The following is a 19,672-nucleotide window of genomic DNA, read 5'->3' as shown; positions in this document are numbered from 1 at the left end:
CGCCTCTAAACAAAGCCCTTCCGCTTTTCTTCCCGCAGGCTTGCCGAGGAGGCTCACGGGCTACCCGCGGAAAGCGTAGTCTTGCACGGAAATCATTAGCGGTATAAAGAACCTGCACTGATATTGTTCGTCTTTATATGGCAAATTTTTAGTTTTGTCCCAACCTCTTTTCTTTTCATTCAGAAATTAAACGCTATAATAGGGGTAATAACTCTCGTGGAAAGGTAAGATCCCTATGGAAGCAAAAGATTTAATCCTCCAGGCAGAAGACATCCATAAAGCGACGGAATTGATCAGTTCCAAATTAGGCAACCCCGTCATCATTGAAAACAAAAATTTTGAATTGATTTCCTACAGTTCCTCTTTCGATAAATTCGATCAAACACAGCAAAAGACAATCCTCACAAAAAAGTGTCCGATCTTCATCATCGACCGGCTGAAAAAAGAAGGCATCGTACACCGTCTTGAAAACCAATCGGATCCGATCAGGGTTCAACCAATGGAAGAGCTGGGATTCCACCAGCGCGTCGTGATCGCCGCAAAATATCTCGGGAACACGATCGGGTATATCTGGGTACAGGAATCCGGCCGCCTTCTCCAGAGTGAAGAGCTTGCCTTCCTTGAAGAGATCTCCCCTCACCTTGGAAATCTGATCAATGATATTTACGCAAAGGCAAATTTTAAAAAAGACAAAAAAGAAGAAGTATTGTGGCGTCTCCTGCAGCATGAATACGGAAGTGAAAGCCAGCTGCGCCATGATGCATCACTGGTCAAACTGACATTACCGGAACGGTTCACAGTGGCCGTCTATTCCATCACGTCACCACAATATCAACCGATGCTCCACCATCTTGAGAGGCTTGTCCAAGAAACATCCTTCAGCACAACTGTCTATGCGTTGAAAACAGAATACCAGGTGATCCTCGTTCTATACGGCAAAGCAGATCAACCATTCTCATCGCTGGAATTAGCGAGGGACTTGGCCAGAAAGGTCAAAGATCAAACAGGGGAAGAGCAATTTTATAACTTCTTGATCGGGGTCGGAAAGGAATACACCTCCCTCTATCAAATGAGGAAGAGCTTCCTGGAAGCGTCAGAGGTCATCGAAACCGCCAACTTCATCAGCCCGCGCCCTGAATCGATGCCGCGGGAATTCGCACAACTGGGCATCTACCGGTACCTGCCTGCCCTTTACGAAAAAAACACCTCAAAGGATTATTACAGCGATGACCTGCTGTCCTTGATCAAGAACGATGTCAAAAAGCAGACCGATCTGCTCCGGACACTTGAAGTCTATTTGAAGAACGACGGAAAAGGCAAACAGACCGCCAACGAATTGTTCATCCATCCGAACACCTTGAATTATCGAATCAAAAAAATCCAAGAGCTTACCACCATTGATTTCAATAACTTCAACATGAAAGTATATCTATATACTGAATTACTGCTGTTGAATAATGTTGAAGCTTATTATCAGCGGTATAAAGAGGCTTTGAAGGGGATTGGTTAACTGGACGGTTGTCGTCCTTATTTGGGCATGGGGAAGCGGGTCTGCCCGCGCACTTGAGTAAAAGGGTACAATACACACCGGTCCCCCGCCCGAGCCATTAGATTGAGGACCGGTGCGTGTACCCGCGCCACATTAGAGTAACGTCCTTTCCGCAAACTGCTTAAGGATTTTTCGACAAGTGGAATGAAAAATCAAAATGCGGAATGTAAATTGGGAAAGTGGCATGTATTTTTAAAAATTTGCTTGAAAAAGGCACATATTGAATTGAATCGCGTTATTAGCAGCTGCAAGAATGACCTCCACGGCTCTCCAAATCCCTTAGAGCCGGGTTCCATTATGTTTTATGCTGATGTTTTGAGGATTTATGCTGACTTTTTTGGATTTATGCTGAAATTAACAGAAATAACCAAAATACAACGCACGGATTTGGTTTTTGTTAAAAGAGAAACTTCCCTGGACTCCTTATAAATAAAATAAGAGCCTTAAAACCAAAACGGGTTGAGGCTCTTTATTATTATAAATTCCGCCAGAGATGCATAGCTCCCATATCGTCAATCTTCCTGTCTAATTAATCTTCCTATCTTTTTTGGGATGGTGTTTTAAATATAGAAACACCTTTGTAATGACAATCGACATAATTAAAATGCCAACATAATTGAGAAAGAGATAAAAGAAATTCATACCCTTATCCAGTTTGATGAATTCCCATGCAGTCATGACAGGTTTGAAGAAGAAAGCGAAGAAAGCACAAGTAAAGAGACCATAAAGGAATACATTCTTATTGTTATTGATACACCACTGATATACCAGCAAGAAGGTAACAGGCACAAGTGAAGCATCCAGGGCAAAGTTAACGGGCAAAACGGGTATCACTTGGTACGGGTAATATACATGGCCTGTCCTGATTGCGATCGCATCTGAATAAGTGAACCATGTATGTATATTGAATCCGAAAAATCCAATTTGAAAAACCTTTGTTCTATCTATTTTAAATAAAGTAAGAACAAGAGGCAAAACGAGCATCCCAATAATGACCCAAAACGGGACTGTATCAAAACCAGAAAAGTCTTTCCAATAGTCCACCCACAAGGTGTTTATCTTTTCTTCTGCATTTTGTATCTCATTCAGCCGCTTTCCCTGCTCCTTAGTAATCAACATCTACCCACTCCAGCAATCTCTTTTACGTTAGTATTACTTTAAATCGTTAACAATATTATTCCTTGTAAAAAAGAAGCGCGGGATCCCTCCCTGCGCTTCTTTTTGAAATATTTATAACCAAGTGGAAAATCGGCGACTGTTTAAACATGTATAAGATGTTTCAAACCTTGAACTTCCGCCCCTTCCACTTCACCGAATGAAACACATTCACCCGGATAAAGGAATACAAATAAACCCCTGCAAAAAACAAAAACAGCACCGGATAAAAAGGAAACACCGTCCATCTGAAATCACCGACCCTACGGGCAAACCATGCAGTTTGAATCGTAAACAGGATATATAAAACTCCGCTCAATATCATCGTGGCAGGGTCCCGTTCAACTAAAGAAGTAATGAATGCACCTGCAGTGGTTAAGCTGCCGGAAATCCAGATGATGACCATCAGCATAACGACTGGATGAGTAGACTTGGATCCAACGGCGAAACTTTTGCACCAGCCTTCGATCAGGGTGCCCAAGCCTTCCGGGTACATGCGCAGGGAGATGATCCCTTTGCCGCCGAGGCAGCGGACCGGGAGATTTTTATCAAGAAAAGCCTCCCCCAGTGCGAGATCATCCATGATGGCCCCCTCGATTCCCAGATGCCCCCCCGACAAAAAGTAATCGTCCCGGTTGCAAAGTATGCATGGACCGAACGAGCCGGCGGTCTTAAACCGCGCCCCCCAGACCGTAAACAGGTTCATCCCCACCACAACAATGATATTAAAGACAACGGAGAGGTGTTCATACAACCGCTTCACTGTATGAAATGGCTGTAATGCGACGATGCCCCGGGCTCCTTTTGCCTGGTAGAAATGCAGCAGGTTGCTTATACCATTCACACTAGTGAATCTCGTATCTGCATCTAAAAACAACAGCCAGCTTCCTTTTGCATGCTCGGCACCGAGCCAGCAGGCAGACGACTTTCCTGCCCCTGAATTCTTCAGGACCGTCGCGCCATATCTTTCCGCGACAGCCACCGTATTGTCGGATGAATCGTCGTCCACAACCAGTATTTCAAATTGTTTGAAACGCTGCTCCTGTAATGATTGCAATAACGGTGAGATCCTGCCCTCTTCATTCCTGGCAGGGATGATGATGGACAGTAACGGGAGACCGGCAGCATTTTTGGAGGTCAAACCAGGAACCGGCAAGGACCAGAACACGAGGATGCCAATCACCACTGCAAGGAACCCAATAGCGAGATTAATCACTTCTGATGCTGCCATAAAAACCTGCCTCCTTTCTTTGAGTTAGCATGCAACTATTTACGATCAGCCTTTATCTACATGTCCAAACACAACTTAAACAACCACTATTTTACCGAATAATCATAGAGCTCCCCTGTATCATCCTGTATCAATTCCTGCGCAGTGATCCTCGCCGATAATAACACGATCGGGACACCGGCGCCGGGATGTGTGCTGCTTCCGGTGAAGTACAAATTTTCACAATGAGTCGCCTTGCTTTGCGGACGGTAGTGGTTGCTTTGGTCCAGGCTTGGCTGCAATCCAAACGTGGCGCCGTTATAGGCATTGAATTTGGATTCAAAGTCCCGTGGTGTGGTATACGTTTCAGTGACAATCTCATTTTCAACGTTTTCAAAACCACGGATTTTCTTTAATTCACTTAAAATGTAGCTGCGATAATAAGAAATGGTTTCCTCGTCCCAGTCATAGTTTGCTGAAGCGATATTCGAGACCGGCATCAGGATATACAATCCATCTTTCCCCTCTGGTGCAAGGGAAGGATCCATTTTTGAAGCGATGTACACATAGAAGGATGCATCCGTCAGTTTCTTCCCGTCAAAAATATCTTCCAGATTCTGATTCAGGTTTTCATTAAAAATAAAATTATGTACATGGTCGATTTCTTCATATTTCCGGTCCATACCGAGATATAAGAGAAAACACGAGCACGAGTATTTCATGCTGTCGATCTTTTTATCATTGTATTTCCCCTTGGCCGTCTTGTCTTTGACCAGATGTTTCATGGCATACGGAAAGTCTGCATTACAGACGACATAGTCCGAAGGGGTTTTTTCCCCGTCCACGATGATCCCGTCCGCCCTGCGATTTCCAATGCTGATTTCCTGCACATCCTTGCCGTAGTGAATCGTCCCGCCAAGTTCCTTGAAGAGCCTTTCCATGGCAAGTGCCATCGTATACATGCCGCCTTTGATGAACCATACTCCATATAAAAACTGAATCATCGGGATCATGGTGTAAAAAGATGGACTTTTAAGAGGGGAAATGCCTATGTACAGCGTTTGAAAGCTGATCAGCTGCTTCAGCCGTTCATTCTTAATATATTTTCCTATAAACGTATCGGCCGTGTCGTATGGCTTCAGTTTCAACGCTTTCTTCAACATGGGGAGGTTATAAAAATCAGACCTCTTGCGGAACGGCCGTTGAAGGATATGATGCTTTGCGATGACAAAGCGTTCGTAAATTTCATGCAGGTATTGAAAAAAACCTGCCGTGTCCTCTTCGCTGATCGATTCAATCGTCTTGGTGAGTTCGGTAAGGTCCGAGGAGATATCAAAAGGCTGGTCGGGAATATCACTGAAATAAGCCCGATAAATCGGGTCCAATTTTTCCATGGGAATATAATCATCAGGATCGCGGCCGCATAGTTCAAAGATTTCCCGATATAAGTCCGGCATCATGACGATACTTGGCCCGAGATCAAATGTGTAGCCATCCAGTTCAATCCGATTCATCTTGCCACCGGGTGTCGATGCTTTTTCATAGATTTCCACCTCGTACCCCGCATGCTGCAGTCTTATGGCACTGGCAAGCCCTGCGACACCTGCACCGACGACAATAACTTTCTTGCTCATGTGAATCCCTCCGATCGTTCCCCTAAAAAAACTCCGTATTTATCAATCTTCACACGTACCATTGTGTCCAATCTTTTTCTATTACAACAGCCACTTCCTCAACTTCTTCAATGCCTTCATATTTCGCTCGGAATACGGCGGGAATTTCCCCCTGACACGGATGAAATAATGCGCTCTGTATTCTGTTTTCTCATAACTGAATGCCAGAAAACCTGCTTTACCGTGATAAGCACCGTATCCGCTCCTCCCCTTCCCGCCAAATGCGATATGGGGACTCGCGGCATGATGGATCACTTGATTGATGCTGATGGTCGGTGACTGCATGTGTTCCTTGAACCGCTGGATTCCATTCTTGTCTTTACTGAACATGTATCCCGTAAGTGCATCCCGCTGAATCATTCCACTGGATAATAGCGTGTGTAAATCCCTATAGGGAATGACGGGAAGGACCGGGCCGAAGATTTCTTCCTGCAAAATCGCACTTCCCGGTATCATATCCGTCACCACGGTAGGGGCAATGAACCGACCACTCCGATCATGCGCACCACCGTGACGGACATCACCTTCACCGATAAACTCGACCACTTTTTCAAAATGGGCATCGGTACAAATCCGGCCATAATCACTGTTTTCCTGCGGCCGGTCCTCATAGAACGCGGTGATCACAGCAGAAATGTCATTCAGCGCTTTTTCAAAAATGGACTCATGGACAAACAGGGTGTCGGGCGCAATGCACGTTTGTCCCGCATTAAGGAATTTCCCCCAGACGATGTCCCGGATGGCCGCTTCTGAAAAACCTGTTTCATCGATGATACAGGGGTTTTTCCCGCCGAGCTCCAGGATCACCGGTGTAAGCTGTTCCGCTGCCTGCTCGGCTACGAGTTTTCCGGTCTCCCCGCTTCCTGTGAAAAAAATCAGGTCAAAAGGTGATGAAGTCAGCAGGCTCGCGGTCCCTGCATCCCCTGTCACAACGGTTACTTGTTCAGGTGGAAAGGCAGCATTCATGACTCCTTCCAGCAGCCGGGCCGTTGCCGGTGCATGCTCGGATGGTTTGATCACACACCGGTTCCCGGCGGCGATTGCCCCAATGGCTGGCATCAAGGAAAGCTGAAGCGGATAATTCCATGAACCGATGATGAGAACAATCCCGTGTGGCTGCCTTTTCCTGTTGATTGTTTCCACATATCCCATTTTCAGATGCCGGGACTTCACCGGCCGCATCCATTTTCCCAGATGCCTATATATATAATCGATTTCATTCAATAAGACGGCGATTTCAGATGAATAGGCCTCGAATGCCGGTTTTCCCAAATCGGAATGAAGGGCATCCATAAATGCCTCTTCATTCTCCAATAGAATGGATTTCAGCTTTAAAAGCTGTTCTTTTCGTGTTTGAAGTGAGGGGCTTCCTTCAGAAAACTGTTCCTCCCTCAGCCTTTCCGGTAAAGCCTTCAGAAAAGCCTCCTCAGGCATGGGATGCATCCCGCTCCACAATTTTCTTACCTACCAGCTGGCCGCTTAACGTAACCATCGGCATTCCGCCGCCCGGGTTCACCGTCCCTCCGACGAAATAAAGATTGTCATAGCGTTCACTCTGTTTCGGATGCTTGAAGCCTTTATTCTTCTTTTTGTCCGAAACAGTCCCGTAGATTGCACCGCGGTCGGAGCCATACGTCCGCCTGATATCTTCCGGTGTCCACATATCCTTCGTGACGATATTTTCACGCAAGTCCTCGAGGCCCATTTTTTCCAATTTAATCAGTGTCCGCTCAGCGAATCGTTCATAGTCCTGCTGTGTAAACGGGTTTTCAGCCCGGATAAAAGGAATGTGCGGCAGCACTTTTATATTCTCATGTCCTGGAGGGGCCTGGGTCGGATCGGTCTTATTGACGTTCACCAGATAAATGACCGGGTCCTCCGGCAATTCACGGCGATGGAAGATCGATTGCATCTGCTCCTTCATATTTTCAGCAAAAAAGAAATTATGATGGCGCAGCTGCGGATAGCTTTTCTTCACGCCAAGATGCATGACGAGTCCTGAGCTCGCAGGTTCGAATTTCTTTTTCAATTTTTTTATATAATGGCTTTCTTCCTTCAGCAGTCTCTCGTAAACCGGGATGACTTCCATATTGGAAACGAAATAATCCGCCGTCAGCGTGGTCCCGTCTTCCAATAAGGCTCCCGTGATCTCGCCGTCCTTCTTCTCAAGTTTGACGATCGGCTTTCCGAGATTGAAGCTGACGCCCACTTCTTCAGCCAGCTTCACAAGGCCGTCCGCGAGCTTGTTCAATCCGCCGGGCACATACCAGACACCTTGGTCGTGCTGCATGTAGATCATCATATTCAACACGGCCGGAGCATCGTAAGGGGACGAACCGACATACTTGATGAAATAGGAAAGCATATCGCGGAACTGTTCATTGCTGATCCGTTTATCGATGGCGCCGTGGACCGTCGAAAACAAATCAAAGTTCTTTATCGCACTGAACAGGCCCGTATGCTTCATGATTTCCCTCGTCCTGTCGACACCATGCTGGAAATAGGTTTTATCCGTCATGTCATAAAGCGTTTTCGAATAGTCCAGCAGATTCTGATATTCACGGATATCCTTTTCATTTAAGGAAGGGTTCTTCTCTTGCATGTCCTTCAAATCTTCATATAAGTCTATGACATTTCCATCTGGGAAAAAGGAGCGCCACTGATGATCCAGCTTCTCAATCCGGACGTAGTCCTGCATGGATTTCCCGCTGGCGGCAAACAATTTTTCAAAAATCTGCGGCATCGTCAGGATGGACGGGCCGAGATCGAAGCCAAAACCATCCTGATCCAGCCGGTTCAATTTTCCGCCGATGTGATTGTTTTTTTCATATAAGGAGACATCGTATCCTGCCTGTGCAAGTGAAATTGCAGCCGACAGTCCACCGAGTCCGCCTCCGATGACGAGTACGGATTTATTTTTCAACTGTTAATGCATCTCCTTCCCGCAAATCAAGGATGCTTGCTGCATCATGGATCTGGGTCATTTTTTCTTTAGTCACAAAGTTCCGTTCCGTCATACACTGGTAGCCATTGTTCCTGACAGCATCAAGTATGCCTTTATAAATATGGGCAGACAGGTAGACGGGTATTCGGCTATCAGCGTCAAACAGTTCTATATTTAATAAAAACTCGCTATATAGTGATTCGGCCCTTGCAGCAAGTTTCTCCCATAGGTTTATGAATTCTTCATTGATCTTGCCCTTATGTAAATCACTCTGGGAATATTGAAAAAGGTTTAGTTCGTCTTTGGGTAGATAGATGCGGTGTTTCTCATGGTAATCTTCGCCGATATCACGCAGGATATTCGTTAGTTGCATGGCGACGCCAAGACTGATCACGGACGACTGCAAATCTGCTGAAGATTCCGAAGCAATGACAGGCAGAAGCATCAAACCGACAGACCCAGCTACATAGTAACTGTATCGTTCCAGTTCCTTCATCGTGTTCGGGGTTGTAAAAGTGAGATCCATGGACTGCCCGGTGAGCTGGTCATAAAACGGGCCGATATCCATTTCAAACGTATTAAATACGTGTCTGAGTGCGCGCCACAGTGGTTTATCCAGTTCCTCATGATCATTGAACAAATCAAGCTCTTTCTTTAATTGTTTCAGGAGCTGAACTTTTTTCTTGGATGAATGTTTTCCGTCTGCACACTCATCTGCCATCCTGCAAAAAGCATAGATCGCATAAACGGCATGTGCTTTTTCAACAGGGAGCTTTGAAAATGCGTAATAAAAGCTTTTGGAATGTTTTTTTATGATGTTTTCACAATAAACAAAATCCGCTTGCCGCTGCTCTATGTCCATATCGTCTCCTTCTGATCCATATCCAGATCATTGAAATATCGTTATATCATCAAAGGCTAAATCATCCTTTTATCTACTGCTGCCAAGTCTGTAACCTTCGCTCTTATTTTATACCCGGTTTTACCCCCGAAAAACTTTGGATGTGCAGCGAAAACACATTATAGGGGGATAGGAACAACGAAGGAGGAGCTTCAATGTTGCTCTGAGCCGGCCACTGCTTCGATCTTCCCTGCAATCAACTGCCAAGCCTCTTCAGCTCTTTCCTTTGGCCCTAGATGCGTAAAAGCATGTGAACACCCTTCAAACAGTTCATCCTGAACGCTTATCCCCGCTGCTTTTAATTTCGCAGCATAACATTCCGCTTCGGGCCTGAATGCGTCGTTCTCGGCTATGAGAATCAGGGCTGGGGCTAAGCGGCCTCTCACCTCTGCACGAACCGGGGAAGCGTGAGGATGCTCCGCTTGTTCTTTTAAGGGTACGTAACACATGTTCAGAAAATGGGCCACTTGAGGATAGCGGGCACGCCACTTATCCGGTTCCGGTTTATCCCCATGCGGGGTGACAAAATCCAGCATCGGGCAGGACAGCACTTGAAGAAGCGGCTGATCGTCCCCTTTCTCTTCAAGGTAGAGACAGAGGGCTGCTGCGATATTCCCCCCTGAACTCTGCCCGCCAACCATGATCTTATCCGCATCAATATTCAACTCATCGGCTTTCCCCCTCACCCATTGAAGAATGTCATAGCCCTGTTGGATCGGTTTCGGAAAAGGGAACTCCGGTGCTTTTGCATAATCGACATTCAGCACCACACATTCCGCCTCATTGGCAAGATACCGGCAATAAGGATCGTCCATCTCCTTCTCATTCATGATGAACGCCCCGCCATGGAAGTTAATATAGACAGGGAACTTTTTCTGTTTTGTTACTAGAGGATAATAGAGGGATACCGTAGTGGGTTGAACAGATGTTTCGACTACCACATCTTTTTTTATCTCCACCTCCTGCTGGGGAAGCATAGGGGTTTTTTTCGCCTGATTGGGGAGGATCCGCAGTAATTTTGCAATGATAATTTTGAACATGGGGTCACCTCGCTTTTTAATAGTTTAGATGTATTACTCCGAATCGGATTTCTCTGAACGGATCTTCTCAGACTCTCTACTTTCATTCTATTTGGTACCGGATAATAGTAGTGATTCTTGAATCATGTTTTTTTAAACATTATGTATTTATCCCGCAATCATTTTTAAAGTTCATTTTGCCATTTACTATCTATTCCACAAAAAGAGATACATCCCTGCTTTGGGATTGCGCCTGATGATTCTATGGATTTCCGATTTGGGGCCTGGTCCCTGTACGATATAGCTTCACCGCACCGGGGGGCAGCACTCAACCCCAGCCATTCATGGTACCTCTCCCACTGATTCAAAGGTTTTTCGACAAGTTGGTTGATAAACGGGAAAAGTTGCATGTATTTTTGAAATGTGGAACGTAAATGTGAAATATGGAACGTATTTTCCGAAAGTTGCATGTAAATGAGGAAAGTCGCATGTATTTTTAATAGAGGAAGGGATATGGTGAAGAAGAACACCTTTGGCTGTCACATCGGCGGCACCTGACCCGGTTCAAACCTATTTTTAGGAGAGATATGGTTAGAAAAGTACTTCATATAATAAAAAAAGAATGGACATTCATCCATCCTTATCGAAACAATATTAAAACTGAATGCTAATTCCTTTCGATCTCTATTAAATCCCTAGATGGAGTAATATAATCACTCCCTCCCATCGAAAAATCAGACTTTTGACGATCGATTTCTGCATATTGAATAACCTCTTCATCACGGAGAAAGACCAATAAGTAGATATCATCTCTCCTGCTAATATTGCTTGGATCTTCAAACTCAACATCCAGCTGTTTTTCAATTTGTTCTTGAGGAGTATATGGTTCAAATAAGAATGCTCTATCCCATGTAAAATCCGTAAGAGATCTAACCTTTATTTCACTATTGCCTTCACCTGCAACAATCGTATAAATGGACTCTTCCAGATCCTTATGATGTTGAACCTCCTTCTGTTTACACCCCCCTAATACTAGGGTAAGCAGGAGGGCTATCATTATTTTCTTCACATAACCTCTCCTTATTCCTTCATGTAAATCGATTTCCATCCGCCTCGTTCAGTATGTTAATCTCTTAGACTCACATAACTTTATAGCATTCTCTTTTAATTCCGAGACGCCTTCCCTTTAGTATTGTTTCTTCTACTCTGACTTACTTAATTTATAGAGTTAGATCATCTAGGATCAGCGATAATCTTGCACCAACGTCACAGCGAATTCACCATCGTAAGAGACCCAATTGACCGAGTCGACGTGGATACCTTCATACGCATCAGGCAGTTCCATCATAATGTCTTCAGCAATGTCCTTCATGGTGATGGTTCTTTTATCGTCCAAAAAAGGGGAGCCATTCTTGAACACGTCATCGATTTCTTCACCGAATTCTTTGGTATCGGGAAGGATGCTGACTGTCAACTCCGTGCTGCCATTATCATCATTTACCCATGTTTTCGTTGTGTAATGAGCCTGCTCGATCGGATAATGATTATTCAAATAATCCCCCGGGTCTAAACCTGTCTCACTACTTTCCGGATCGCTCGTTTCGACGGCTGCATTTTTGTCCTCATCCAATCTCCCCGCAGCAGGTTCGTCATCCTCTTTAGGTGATGGTTGAACTACTTCATCACCATTCTCATCGCTATCTGTACTTGATTGACCGGCGGAAGCTGTGTTTTGTTCTTCCTTATGAGTTGAGGCCTTGGATGGCTTAACACTTTCATCAAAGTTAGAGCAAGCTGCTGACAGTGCCACGAGCACAGATAACAGAATACCCAACGTTATTTTATTCATTCCTTACACTTCCTTTTATGGCAATTGAACGCAGAATTGACGTCCTAAGAATGTTGGTTTCTTATTAAAGTGATTCCTTGAATTCACTTACACAACTAAAAGTCTGATCTGGTTGAATGCTAAAATCCTGGGTCTGATAATTCGGCAGCCACTGGACTCCGACGGTCCGTACTTTTGCTTTTTTACCAGCTTCAATATCAGCATCACTATCGCCGATAAATAGAGCTTCTTCGTTCGTGACGTTAAGCAATGTCAATGCCTGATTCAATCCCTCGGGATGAGGTTTTGGAATGGATACATCATCACCGGTAATGATGACGTCAAATACTTCATTCATATTGAGATGATCCAGTGAAATGGCGAGACTTTTTCTTGCCTTTCCAGTTACAATACCTAATTTGTATCCTTGTTTTTTTAATGATTGAAGCAAGTCATCCACTTCTTTATTGGCCATGACCAGCTCTCCATGCTTTTCATTGTATTTCTGATAATACAAATCAATCGCTTCATCCCGGTTGGAGTTCTTCAGATTTTCCTTAATAATGCCTGTTTCCGATGGCCCAAACATGGACTTGATTTCATCGGAAGAAACTTCGATGTCATCAAACTCCTTGAACACTGATTGAAATGCATAGAAGCAAACCGGCAGCGTATCAGCAAGCGTCCCGTCAAAGTCAAAAATAATCGCTTTCATCCTATCCCGCCTTCATATCAAAGATTTTTCTGCTATTTTATCTTCCTGTCCATCAAGGTCAAATCCGCTTTCTCAAGGACTGTCTATTGTGTTTACTAAACCAATCTTGTTATCTCAAACCCTACCATTAGACGTTAATCGAAGGGAAATTGTTTCAACTTAGATGAGATGAGGAATACAAAACCTCAAACCATAACGCCCCCTATTCAACCAGGCGGCATTCAGTTTGTTACATATATGTAATAATTGTAATGAAAAAGAAGAATCCCCCATTTCAATATCCTCTTTAAAACCCTTTTCGTCCTCCCCCTTAGTTTCTAAGACTCACAAGTACTTACCACATTAAAAGTGATAAAAGAAATGACAGTAAGCCTATGAAGCCTATTTGCGGAAACTCTAACACTCTTATCAAGGATTGGATTATTTAATGAAATAATCTAATTGTAAAATTGTAGAAACAAAGGACTAAGTTTCCTTTTATATAATGATAGTATCATATACTGATAGGGGAGTTTAAGGATTACAAATATGAGTAAGATCGTAGACATTTTTATAAGTGAAGTCACAAAAGATTGTGAGCATTTATGCAGTTTGGTCAGCATTCACCCATTTGCTTCAGGAGTAGAAAATTGTGTTCTGATCGGGCAGACGCTTGAATGGGGTAAAGTAGTGATCAGGGTACCTTGGGATACGATGAGCAGGAATCAGACAAAGAAGAGTGCTTCGAGAGCAGGACTTGAGAAAGAATATAAATTAACGACGTTTAGCTATCAGCATCACCTGCCCGCTCCTATAATCTATCTCTTCCATCAAGGAAAAGAAGTCGATTTCATCATTCAAGAGTATGTCTCCGGTGATAAAGAGAACGCTGCCCCTTTAAACGAGATGGGGAAGTTTGTAAAAGTGCTGCACCAAATAGAAGTTCCACCTCAATTCCTGCGTGATGCGCACGAAGCAATATCAGAACGACTGATCAAAAATGCAAAAGAATTTAATTTAATTTTCAATCCAACACTTTCACTTCCACATGTGGAAGAATTAAAGGAAATATTCGAGTCTTATCCTTCTAAATCCAGATTATTACATATGGATATCCGCCCTGAAAACATCCTATTTAGAAATAAGAAAGTAGTGGGTATCTTTGATTGGACCAATTCCTTGGCAGGCGATCCCGTACTGGAGTTGATGAGAATTAAAGAGTACGGTTTCTTAGGCAGCGAATTTATAGAAGGATATCACGAGTTTGAGAGTGAAATTCAACGGGTGCCTGAAATGGTACGGTGGCTTTACCAGCTTGATACGAGCCTTATGCTGATTCTTTTGTTTAAAGAGTTGGGTGAAACTGAACAGGAGAGACGTTCTCTAGTGAGCCTTAAAGCCCTCTATAATAAAATTAAAAAGGCTTCATAAGAGTACGTGGTTAGTATTACAAAATATCCCTTTTCATTATCCAAGAGACACGATGTTTGGCGTGTCTCTTGCTCTTTATGTCATGACCAAAAGTGCGTCAAAAGAGGCATTCACCCCAACATTAAAAAACAGGCTCTCTTTTATAAGAAAGCCCAGCTCATCCTCACATCAACTTAATCGGTGAATCCAAATCGTCAAAATCCCGATAAGATCGATGGGAAACGAATTTCGTCCCATTTGAATAACCATCAAGTTGTAAAACCCGGTCAGAATTGGTTTCCAGATAGAATTGATAGTTGTTCATGTTCAGTCTGTAAAAGGTGTAACTGTTGCCGAGTAGATTCTTCCTTATCACCTGGGTGTCAGGGTGCTGCTGAATGAACTCAGCCAATTCCGGTACTGTCGAATTTGGAATATCAGCGATAGAATAGAACTTCTCCTTCATATTGTCTTTCAGTGCATGCATGGCATGCAGCGCCCTGTCTTTCCATTCACTTCCGTGTACTTCCATAAGACCCCTCCTCATTTCTTGTTATTATGAAGAGTCTCCAATATCACATAATTAATTCCTTCCTGGGGAAACCGCACTGTAATCCATTTTAATTTCCTGATGAAAAATGGAGCATATTATCGGTAGGAGGTGTTTTGAGTGGCTGACAAAAAGAAAAACGAGCGCACTTTAAAAAACGAAAACAAAAACGATCGGCACAATGAAAACGCAAGGGAAACAGCAGCTCTTGAACAGGAGACCCCGAGGATTAATACGGATAATCTTTAATGGCGGTGGACTTTAAGATTGGGGAGCTGCCTCCGGGTGACCGTAACAATTTGAACAGAGATTTTTCGACAAGTTGCTTGAAAAATGGGGAAAGTGGATTGTATTTTTAAGAACTGGAACGTAAATATGGAAAGTGGAATGTAATTCTAAAAAGTGGTTCGTAAAAGCTGAAAAGTAGATCGTATTTTTATGGTAAAGGAATTTGGTCAACTTGGGACGGCTCAAATCTGCATTTTTTTTGCGAATCGAGCCCTACACGTACTTTTTTTAAAAAAAGAGCGGGAACCGCCGCCATTCTACCGAAAAAAAGAGGGACGGGCTCCCCTCATGAGAGATCCGTCCCAATACAAACATTTATTTATACCGCCGAAGCTTCCACTTTCTCATCCTCAGCTTCATCCACAACGGCAGACCCGACAATATCGCCCATCACATTCGATGCCGTCCCGCCCATGCCAATGAGGGCATCGACTCCGGCAATAAGGGCGACAATCTCCAGCGGCAAACCGAACATCGTCAACACGGCTGATAACGTGACGAGCCCCGCTGCAGGGACACCCGAGGTTCCGATCGAAAGAAGGGTCCCGACGAGAACGATCATCAACAGATCTGTGACCGATAGCAGTAAGTTTGTCACGTTTGCCGCGAATACGATGGAAACTCCCATCCTCAATGCGCCACCGTCTGAATTGAAGATGGCCCCGAGCGGAAGGGCGAAATTCGCCGTCCTGTCAGAGACTCCTGCTTTCTTGGCAGATTGAATCGCAACAGGCAGGGACGCAATGCTGCTTGAGGTGAAAAAGGCGGTGCTGTATGCTTCTTTCGTTTTCTTGAAGAAATGGAGAACCGGTTGACCAGCCACCTTCAAGAAACCAGCATATACGACGATCCAAAGCAAGATGATTCCTGCATAAAAGACCCCTACGAACCCAGCGAGAGATTGAATCGTTTCCCATCCCTGCTGACCGAAAGTGGCCGCACTTATGGCAAATACACCGAACGGCGCGTAAGCAAGGACCCCTTTAAGAAGAATGTAGAACATTTCATTAAAGGCAGCAAACACCTTATCAAGGAGATTCCCTTACTCCTTCATCGTTTTGTCTGCAGAAAACTTCATCCATGAAATCGCAATCCCCATGATCACTGCCAGAAACATGATTGCGAGTGTGTCTCCCCCTGCAAAAGCCTGGAACAGGTTGTCCGGGATGATTTGAAGTAAAACATCCGAGAAGTGAGGTGTTTTAGGCTCTTCCACCTGCGCAGCCGGCAGCGATAAATTCATCCCCGGATTGAACCAAAAGGCCAGACCAAGACCGATGAACACCGCAGCAGCCGTCGTGGCCGTATAATAGAGAATCAGCTTCCAGCCCATCCTGCCAAGCTGGGTGACACTCATCTTGTTTACCGCCTGCACAACCGTAAGGAAGATAACCGGAATCGCAATCAAACTGAGTAGATGGATCAGGACGGTTCCGAACGGTTTCAGGACTTCAGCATCCGCTTTGAAAATCAGGCCGGCGGCAATCCCAAGAAGGAAGCCCACAGACATTTTCAAAACAAACGGGATTTTCATATATTGCTTCCATATGTATTTCATTGTTATCTACGCCTTTGCAAGTTTTTAGAGACTTATTATATCACTAATCGTGGGAGAGGGACGGGTTTGATTGTGCTTTTTGATTGGAACAGCGGCACAGTCTGGCAGTTGATGAGGGGGAGCTGCTTTGTAAGAGTGGAAGGTCCATCTTTAGTTCCAATCCACTATACCTGTGTCCCGATCTGCCAAGGATTTTTCGACAAGTTGCATGAAAAAGAGGAAAAGTGGATTGTATTTTTAAAATGTTGCACGTATATGTGAAAAGTGGAATGTATTTTTTAAAAGTGGAACGTAAATCTGGAAAGTGGAATGTATTATTAAAAAGTGCCATGAAAAAGGATCAGGTTGGCTTGAATCGTTTGATTTGCAGCCATTAGCCCCGCCTCTGCGGCTCGCATTTCCCCTTAGATCCTGCTTCCATTACGATTTATGCTGACTTTTCTGGATTTATGCTGGATTATTTGGATTTATGCTGAAAGAAATGAGTTTATGCTGACTTTTAGAGATTTATGCTGAATTATTTCAGTTTATGCTGACTTTACCAAAAATAACCAACCTTCATCAACGAGGGATGCCCCTTGTTTTCCAAAGCAAGATAACCATCCCAATGCCTCAAGAATAAGAAAAGCAGAGTAGGTAACCGTCCCCACTCTACTTAAAACAAAGAAAGATTCGTCTCCAGATATAGAATGCCCAATCAAAAAAACCGAATAATGGCCCTTTTCCGGAGAATCCATTATTTGGGAAGCGGTTCATTCTTTTTTTGACGAAATCAGATCCGCTACAAGTATATAACGCTCTGGTGATGCACCGATAAAATTAAACGGGTAGCATGTGGAAACAGTCAGGGTCGCCCTTGGCTTTGGGACGATGACCGTCCTGTCATTCTTGTCAACGATGCGTACTTTTTTGACTTTGTACGTAAATTCCCCCGCAGATGTCTGCACAACTAGCAGGTCTCCTATCCCCACCTCACCCATTTTACGAAAGACAGTGTCACGATGACCTGACAGGACAGTATTATCTTCCTCACCAGGCAGGACACTGCCGGCGAAATGCCCCACTCCTTTATCCAGCTCATCTTCATGTGTCCCGTGAAAGATCGGCAGCTTTGCCTCAAGCTTCGGGATAATCAGCTCTCCAATATTTTCTCCCTTTTCTGGACGTTCGGCGTAAAGGGAGACCTTCTCTTGTTCACTGCTCTGTTCCTTCTCTTTCAACTCAGGCTTCGATGTATAATCTTCAGCGTTTACTTGTCCAGTTTTATAGAGCAGATACCCTTTTAAAAAGGTATAGGCATTCGTCCCGGTAAACCATGCTCCGAATATAATGAAACCAACAGACAATAAAAGGGGTACGAGACGCTTGCTGCGTTTGACCATTCTCATTTGAGGTTAAATCCCTTTGACTCTAAAGCGCCTGAATAAGAAAGCACCAACTAAAACAAATGCCAGGCCAACGAATGTATTGCCTACATAATCAGAAGCTGTCTTCGGAAGCTTTCCGCCTTTGACTGTTTTGACAAGTGGTTCCGATCCACTTGGTGTTGCAGCCGTCACAATTTCCTCTGCCTGTTTCATGTCCTTCCCGGTCTCTTGAATGAGCTCAGAGCCAAACATGTCTGCCGTCAGCAGCAGATCAGCCAGGAAATTCCCTTGCTTGTTGTATAGTTCCATCAAAAGATTATATCCATTTGTCGTGTCCATCGTCATCAGAGTTTCAAATGAAACGGCTTGTTTTTCATCATCTTTCACAAGGTAATACGAAGTTTCCAACTCAAAGAGTTGAAGTAACTCATGAAATATATCCATAAGCTCTGCAATTTGTCCTGCTGTAAGTTCTTCAGCAGTTTCAAATTCTTCAAACGCCATCATTCTCTCGCTTAGCTGGATTAATTGATCCAGGAAAGCAGGATCTTCAAACGCAAGCGTTTCAAAATGAGCAAACAGCTTCTCAAGTTCGTCATCCGTCAGGCCAATCTCAGTGAAGAGGCCATATACTTCATCTAAATTTGCTCCACCGTTCACATAGATATCAACAGCGAGCTCAAGATCTTCGATATACTGATAGTTTTCAATGGAATCTTCATTCTCTTTTAAAAATTGCTCCAGTGCTTCTATAGAGTCAAAACCATAATCTTTCATCAGCTGCATAAGGTTTTCATCATCAATCGGAGTACCTTCCCAGCCGTTCAAATAGAAATCGACATACTCATGAAGTTCTTCCGAAAAGATGATCCATGTGCCATCCAACACATCTTGTCCCTCTTCTATATCTCCATATTCAACTAGAAGTTCATTCAACTCTTCTCGACTCAGGTCGAATTCCTGTAGTACCAGCTGAACAGATTCCTCTGAAAGTGGTGTACCGAGATCTTCCACAGACTCATAATCTTCCAAATACCATTCTTTGCTTTCAAGATAATCGATATAATCCTGCTTTTCCCACTCAATATTTTTCAAAAAATCTTCAAAATCCGGGTCATTAGACTCAATCGCGTATGTCATTCCCGGTACAGCTCCCAAGCCCAAAACCAATACCAAAACTAGCGAAAGTAAACGCTTCATCACTTATCCTCCAAAGGGTTATGTATTTCATATCTAGAATAGTATAATCTCAGAGGGTGAATTTGGATATAGGTATTTTTTTCTATAAAATCAGTAAAGAGCTGCTATTGAAAAAGGCAGCTCTTTGAATATGAATGACTACTTCATTTTGCCTGTATAGATTAGTAGAATTCATGAAATTAGTTCATGAATAAATTTCTATTCATTCTTTAGTAAGTAGGATTACCACATCGGTTCTTCCTTGTTACTTATCTGTATTGCCTTGAATCGTTTGATTAGCAGCTATAAAAACCGCCTCCGCGACTCACATCTCCCCTTAGACCGGG

General features: G+C 43.9%; 16 protein-coding genes and 1 pseudogene. 3 read left to right on the top strand and 14 right to left on the bottom strand.

The window, feature by feature from the left end; genetic code table 11:
• The first annotated feature begins 235 nt into the window (after nt 1-235).
• Nucleotides 236-1,510, top strand: coding sequence for a CdaR family transcriptional regulator (locus HWX64_RS03405; RefSeq protein ID WP_175987270.1), 1,275 nt, complete (start codon nt 236-238; stop codon nt 1,508-1,510).
• A 564-nt stretch (nt 1,511-2,074) separates the two neighbouring features.
• On the opposite strand, the gene HWX64_RS03400 is transcribed toward HWX64_RS03405, so the two are convergent.
• The 10 genes from HWX64_RS03400 to HWX64_RS03355 all read right to left on the bottom strand — a co-directional run bounded on the left by HWX64_RS03400 (nt 2,075) and on the right by HWX64_RS03355 (nt 12,994).
• Nucleotides 2,075-2,668 (bottom strand): CBO0543 family protein, encoded by a 594-nt coding sequence (locus tag HWX64_RS03400; protein ID WP_254871029.1) that lies wholly within the window; start codon nt 2,666-2,668, stop codon nt 2,075-2,077.
• 160 nt (nt 2,669-2,828) lie between these two features.
• Entirely contained in the window at nt 2,829-3,935 is a 1,107-nt protein-coding gene (locus HWX64_RS03395) for a glycosyltransferase family A protein (RefSeq protein WP_175987269.1), read from the bottom strand.
• An 86-nt stretch (nt 3,936-4,021) separates the two neighbouring features.
• Nucleotides 4,022-5,548 carry an NAD(P)/FAD-dependent oxidoreductase gene (locus HWX64_RS03390; RefSeq protein ID WP_175987267.1) on the bottom strand — a complete coding sequence of 509 codons (1,527 nt, stop codon included), beginning with the start codon at nt 5,546-5,548 and terminating at the stop codon, nt 4,022-4,024.
• Nucleotides 5,549-5,629: 81 nt separating this feature from the next.
• A complete protein-coding gene (locus HWX64_RS03385; RefSeq protein WP_175987265.1) occupies nt 5,630-7,021 on the bottom strand; it encodes an aldehyde dehydrogenase family protein in 1,392 nt (463 codons plus the stop codon).
• Nucleotides 7,014-8,510, bottom strand: a complete 1,497-nt coding sequence (locus HWX64_RS03380; protein ID WP_175987263.1) for an NAD(P)/FAD-dependent oxidoreductase — start codon at nt 8,508-8,510, stop codon at nt 7,014-7,016. The genes HWX64_RS03385 and HWX64_RS03380 overlap by 8 nt, the downstream gene beginning before the upstream one ends.
• The gene (locus tag HWX64_RS03375; protein ID WP_175987261.1) at nt 8,500-9,393 is read right to left on the bottom strand and encodes a phytoene/squalene synthase family protein; all 894 of its coding nucleotides are present in this window, start codon (nt 9,391-9,393) and stop codon (nt 8,500-8,502) included. Before HWX64_RS03375 ends, HWX64_RS03380 begins: the two co-directional genes overlap by 11 nt.
• Before the next feature lie 191 nt (nt 9,394-9,584).
• Complete coding sequence (locus tag HWX64_RS03370) at nt 9,585-10,472, bottom strand: alpha/beta hydrolase (RefSeq protein WP_175987259.1); 888 nt, start codon at nt 10,470-10,472, stop codon at nt 9,585-9,587.
• Nucleotides 10,473-11,118: 646 nt separating this feature from the next.
• Nucleotides 11,119-11,559: a hypothetical protein gene (locus HWX64_RS03365; protein ID WP_254871028.1), complete on the bottom strand. Its 441-nt coding sequence runs from the start codon at nt 11,557-11,559 to the stop codon at nt 11,119-11,121.
• A 135-nt stretch (nt 11,560-11,694) separates the two neighbouring features.
• Complete coding sequence (locus HWX64_RS03360; RefSeq protein WP_175987257.1) at nt 11,695-12,300, bottom strand: hypothetical protein; 606 nt, start codon at nt 12,298-12,300, stop codon at nt 11,695-11,697.
• Between the two features lie 64 nt (nt 12,301-12,364).
• Nucleotides 12,365-12,994: an HAD family hydrolase gene (locus HWX64_RS03355; RefSeq protein WP_175987255.1), complete on the bottom strand. Its 630-nt coding sequence runs from the start codon at nt 12,992-12,994 to the stop codon at nt 12,365-12,367.
• A 528-nt stretch (nt 12,995-13,522) separates the two neighbouring features.
• Here HWX64_RS03355 and HWX64_RS03350 point away from each other — a divergent pair.
• Nucleotides 13,523-14,404 carry a phosphotransferase family protein gene (locus HWX64_RS03350; protein WP_175987253.1) on the top strand — a complete coding sequence of 294 codons (882 nt, stop codon included), beginning with the start codon at nt 13,523-13,525 and terminating at the stop codon, nt 14,402-14,404.
• A gap of 163 nt (nt 14,405-14,567) precedes the next feature.
• Here HWX64_RS03350 and HWX64_RS03345 read toward each other — a convergent pair whose 3' ends face one another.
• Nucleotides 14,568-14,915: a hypothetical protein gene (locus HWX64_RS03345; protein ID WP_175987251.1), complete on the bottom strand. Its 348-nt coding sequence runs from the start codon at nt 14,913-14,915 to the stop codon at nt 14,568-14,570.
• 138 nt (nt 14,916-15,053) lie between these two features.
• Between HWX64_RS03345 and HWX64_RS22055 the strand changes: the two genes are divergently transcribed.
• Complete coding sequence (locus tag HWX64_RS22055) at nt 15,054-15,182, top strand: hypothetical protein (protein ID WP_303049455.1); 129 nt, start codon at nt 15,054-15,056, stop codon at nt 15,180-15,182.
• Between the two features lie 358 nt (nt 15,183-15,540).
• On the opposite strand, the pseudogene HWX64_RS03340 reads toward HWX64_RS22055, so the two are convergent.
• The 3 genes and pseudogenes from HWX64_RS03340 to HWX64_RS03330 form a co-directional block, all read right to left on the bottom strand.
• A pseudogene (locus HWX64_RS03340) lies at nt 15,541-16,731 on the bottom strand (dicarboxylate/amino acid:cation symporter).
• 800 nt (nt 16,732-17,531) lie between these two features.
• Nucleotides 17,532-18,161 carry a class D sortase gene (locus HWX64_RS03335; protein WP_254871109.1) on the bottom strand — a complete coding sequence of 210 codons (630 nt, stop codon included), beginning with the start codon at nt 18,159-18,161 and terminating at the stop codon, nt 17,532-17,534.
• A 12-nt stretch (nt 18,162-18,173) separates the two neighbouring features.
• The gene (locus HWX64_RS03330; protein WP_175987247.1) at nt 18,174-19,346 is read right to left on the bottom strand and encodes a processed acidic surface protein; all 1,173 of its coding nucleotides are present in this window, start codon (nt 19,344-19,346) and stop codon (nt 18,174-18,176) included.
• Nucleotides 19,347-19,672 lie beyond the last annotated feature (326 nt).

The organism is Bacillus sp. Marseille-Q1617 (assembly GCF_903645295.1).
Classification (GTDB): Bacteria; Bacillota; Bacilli; order Bacillales; family Bacillaceae_B; genus Rossellomorea.
This window is presented reverse-complemented; position numbering and strand designations above follow the sequence as displayed.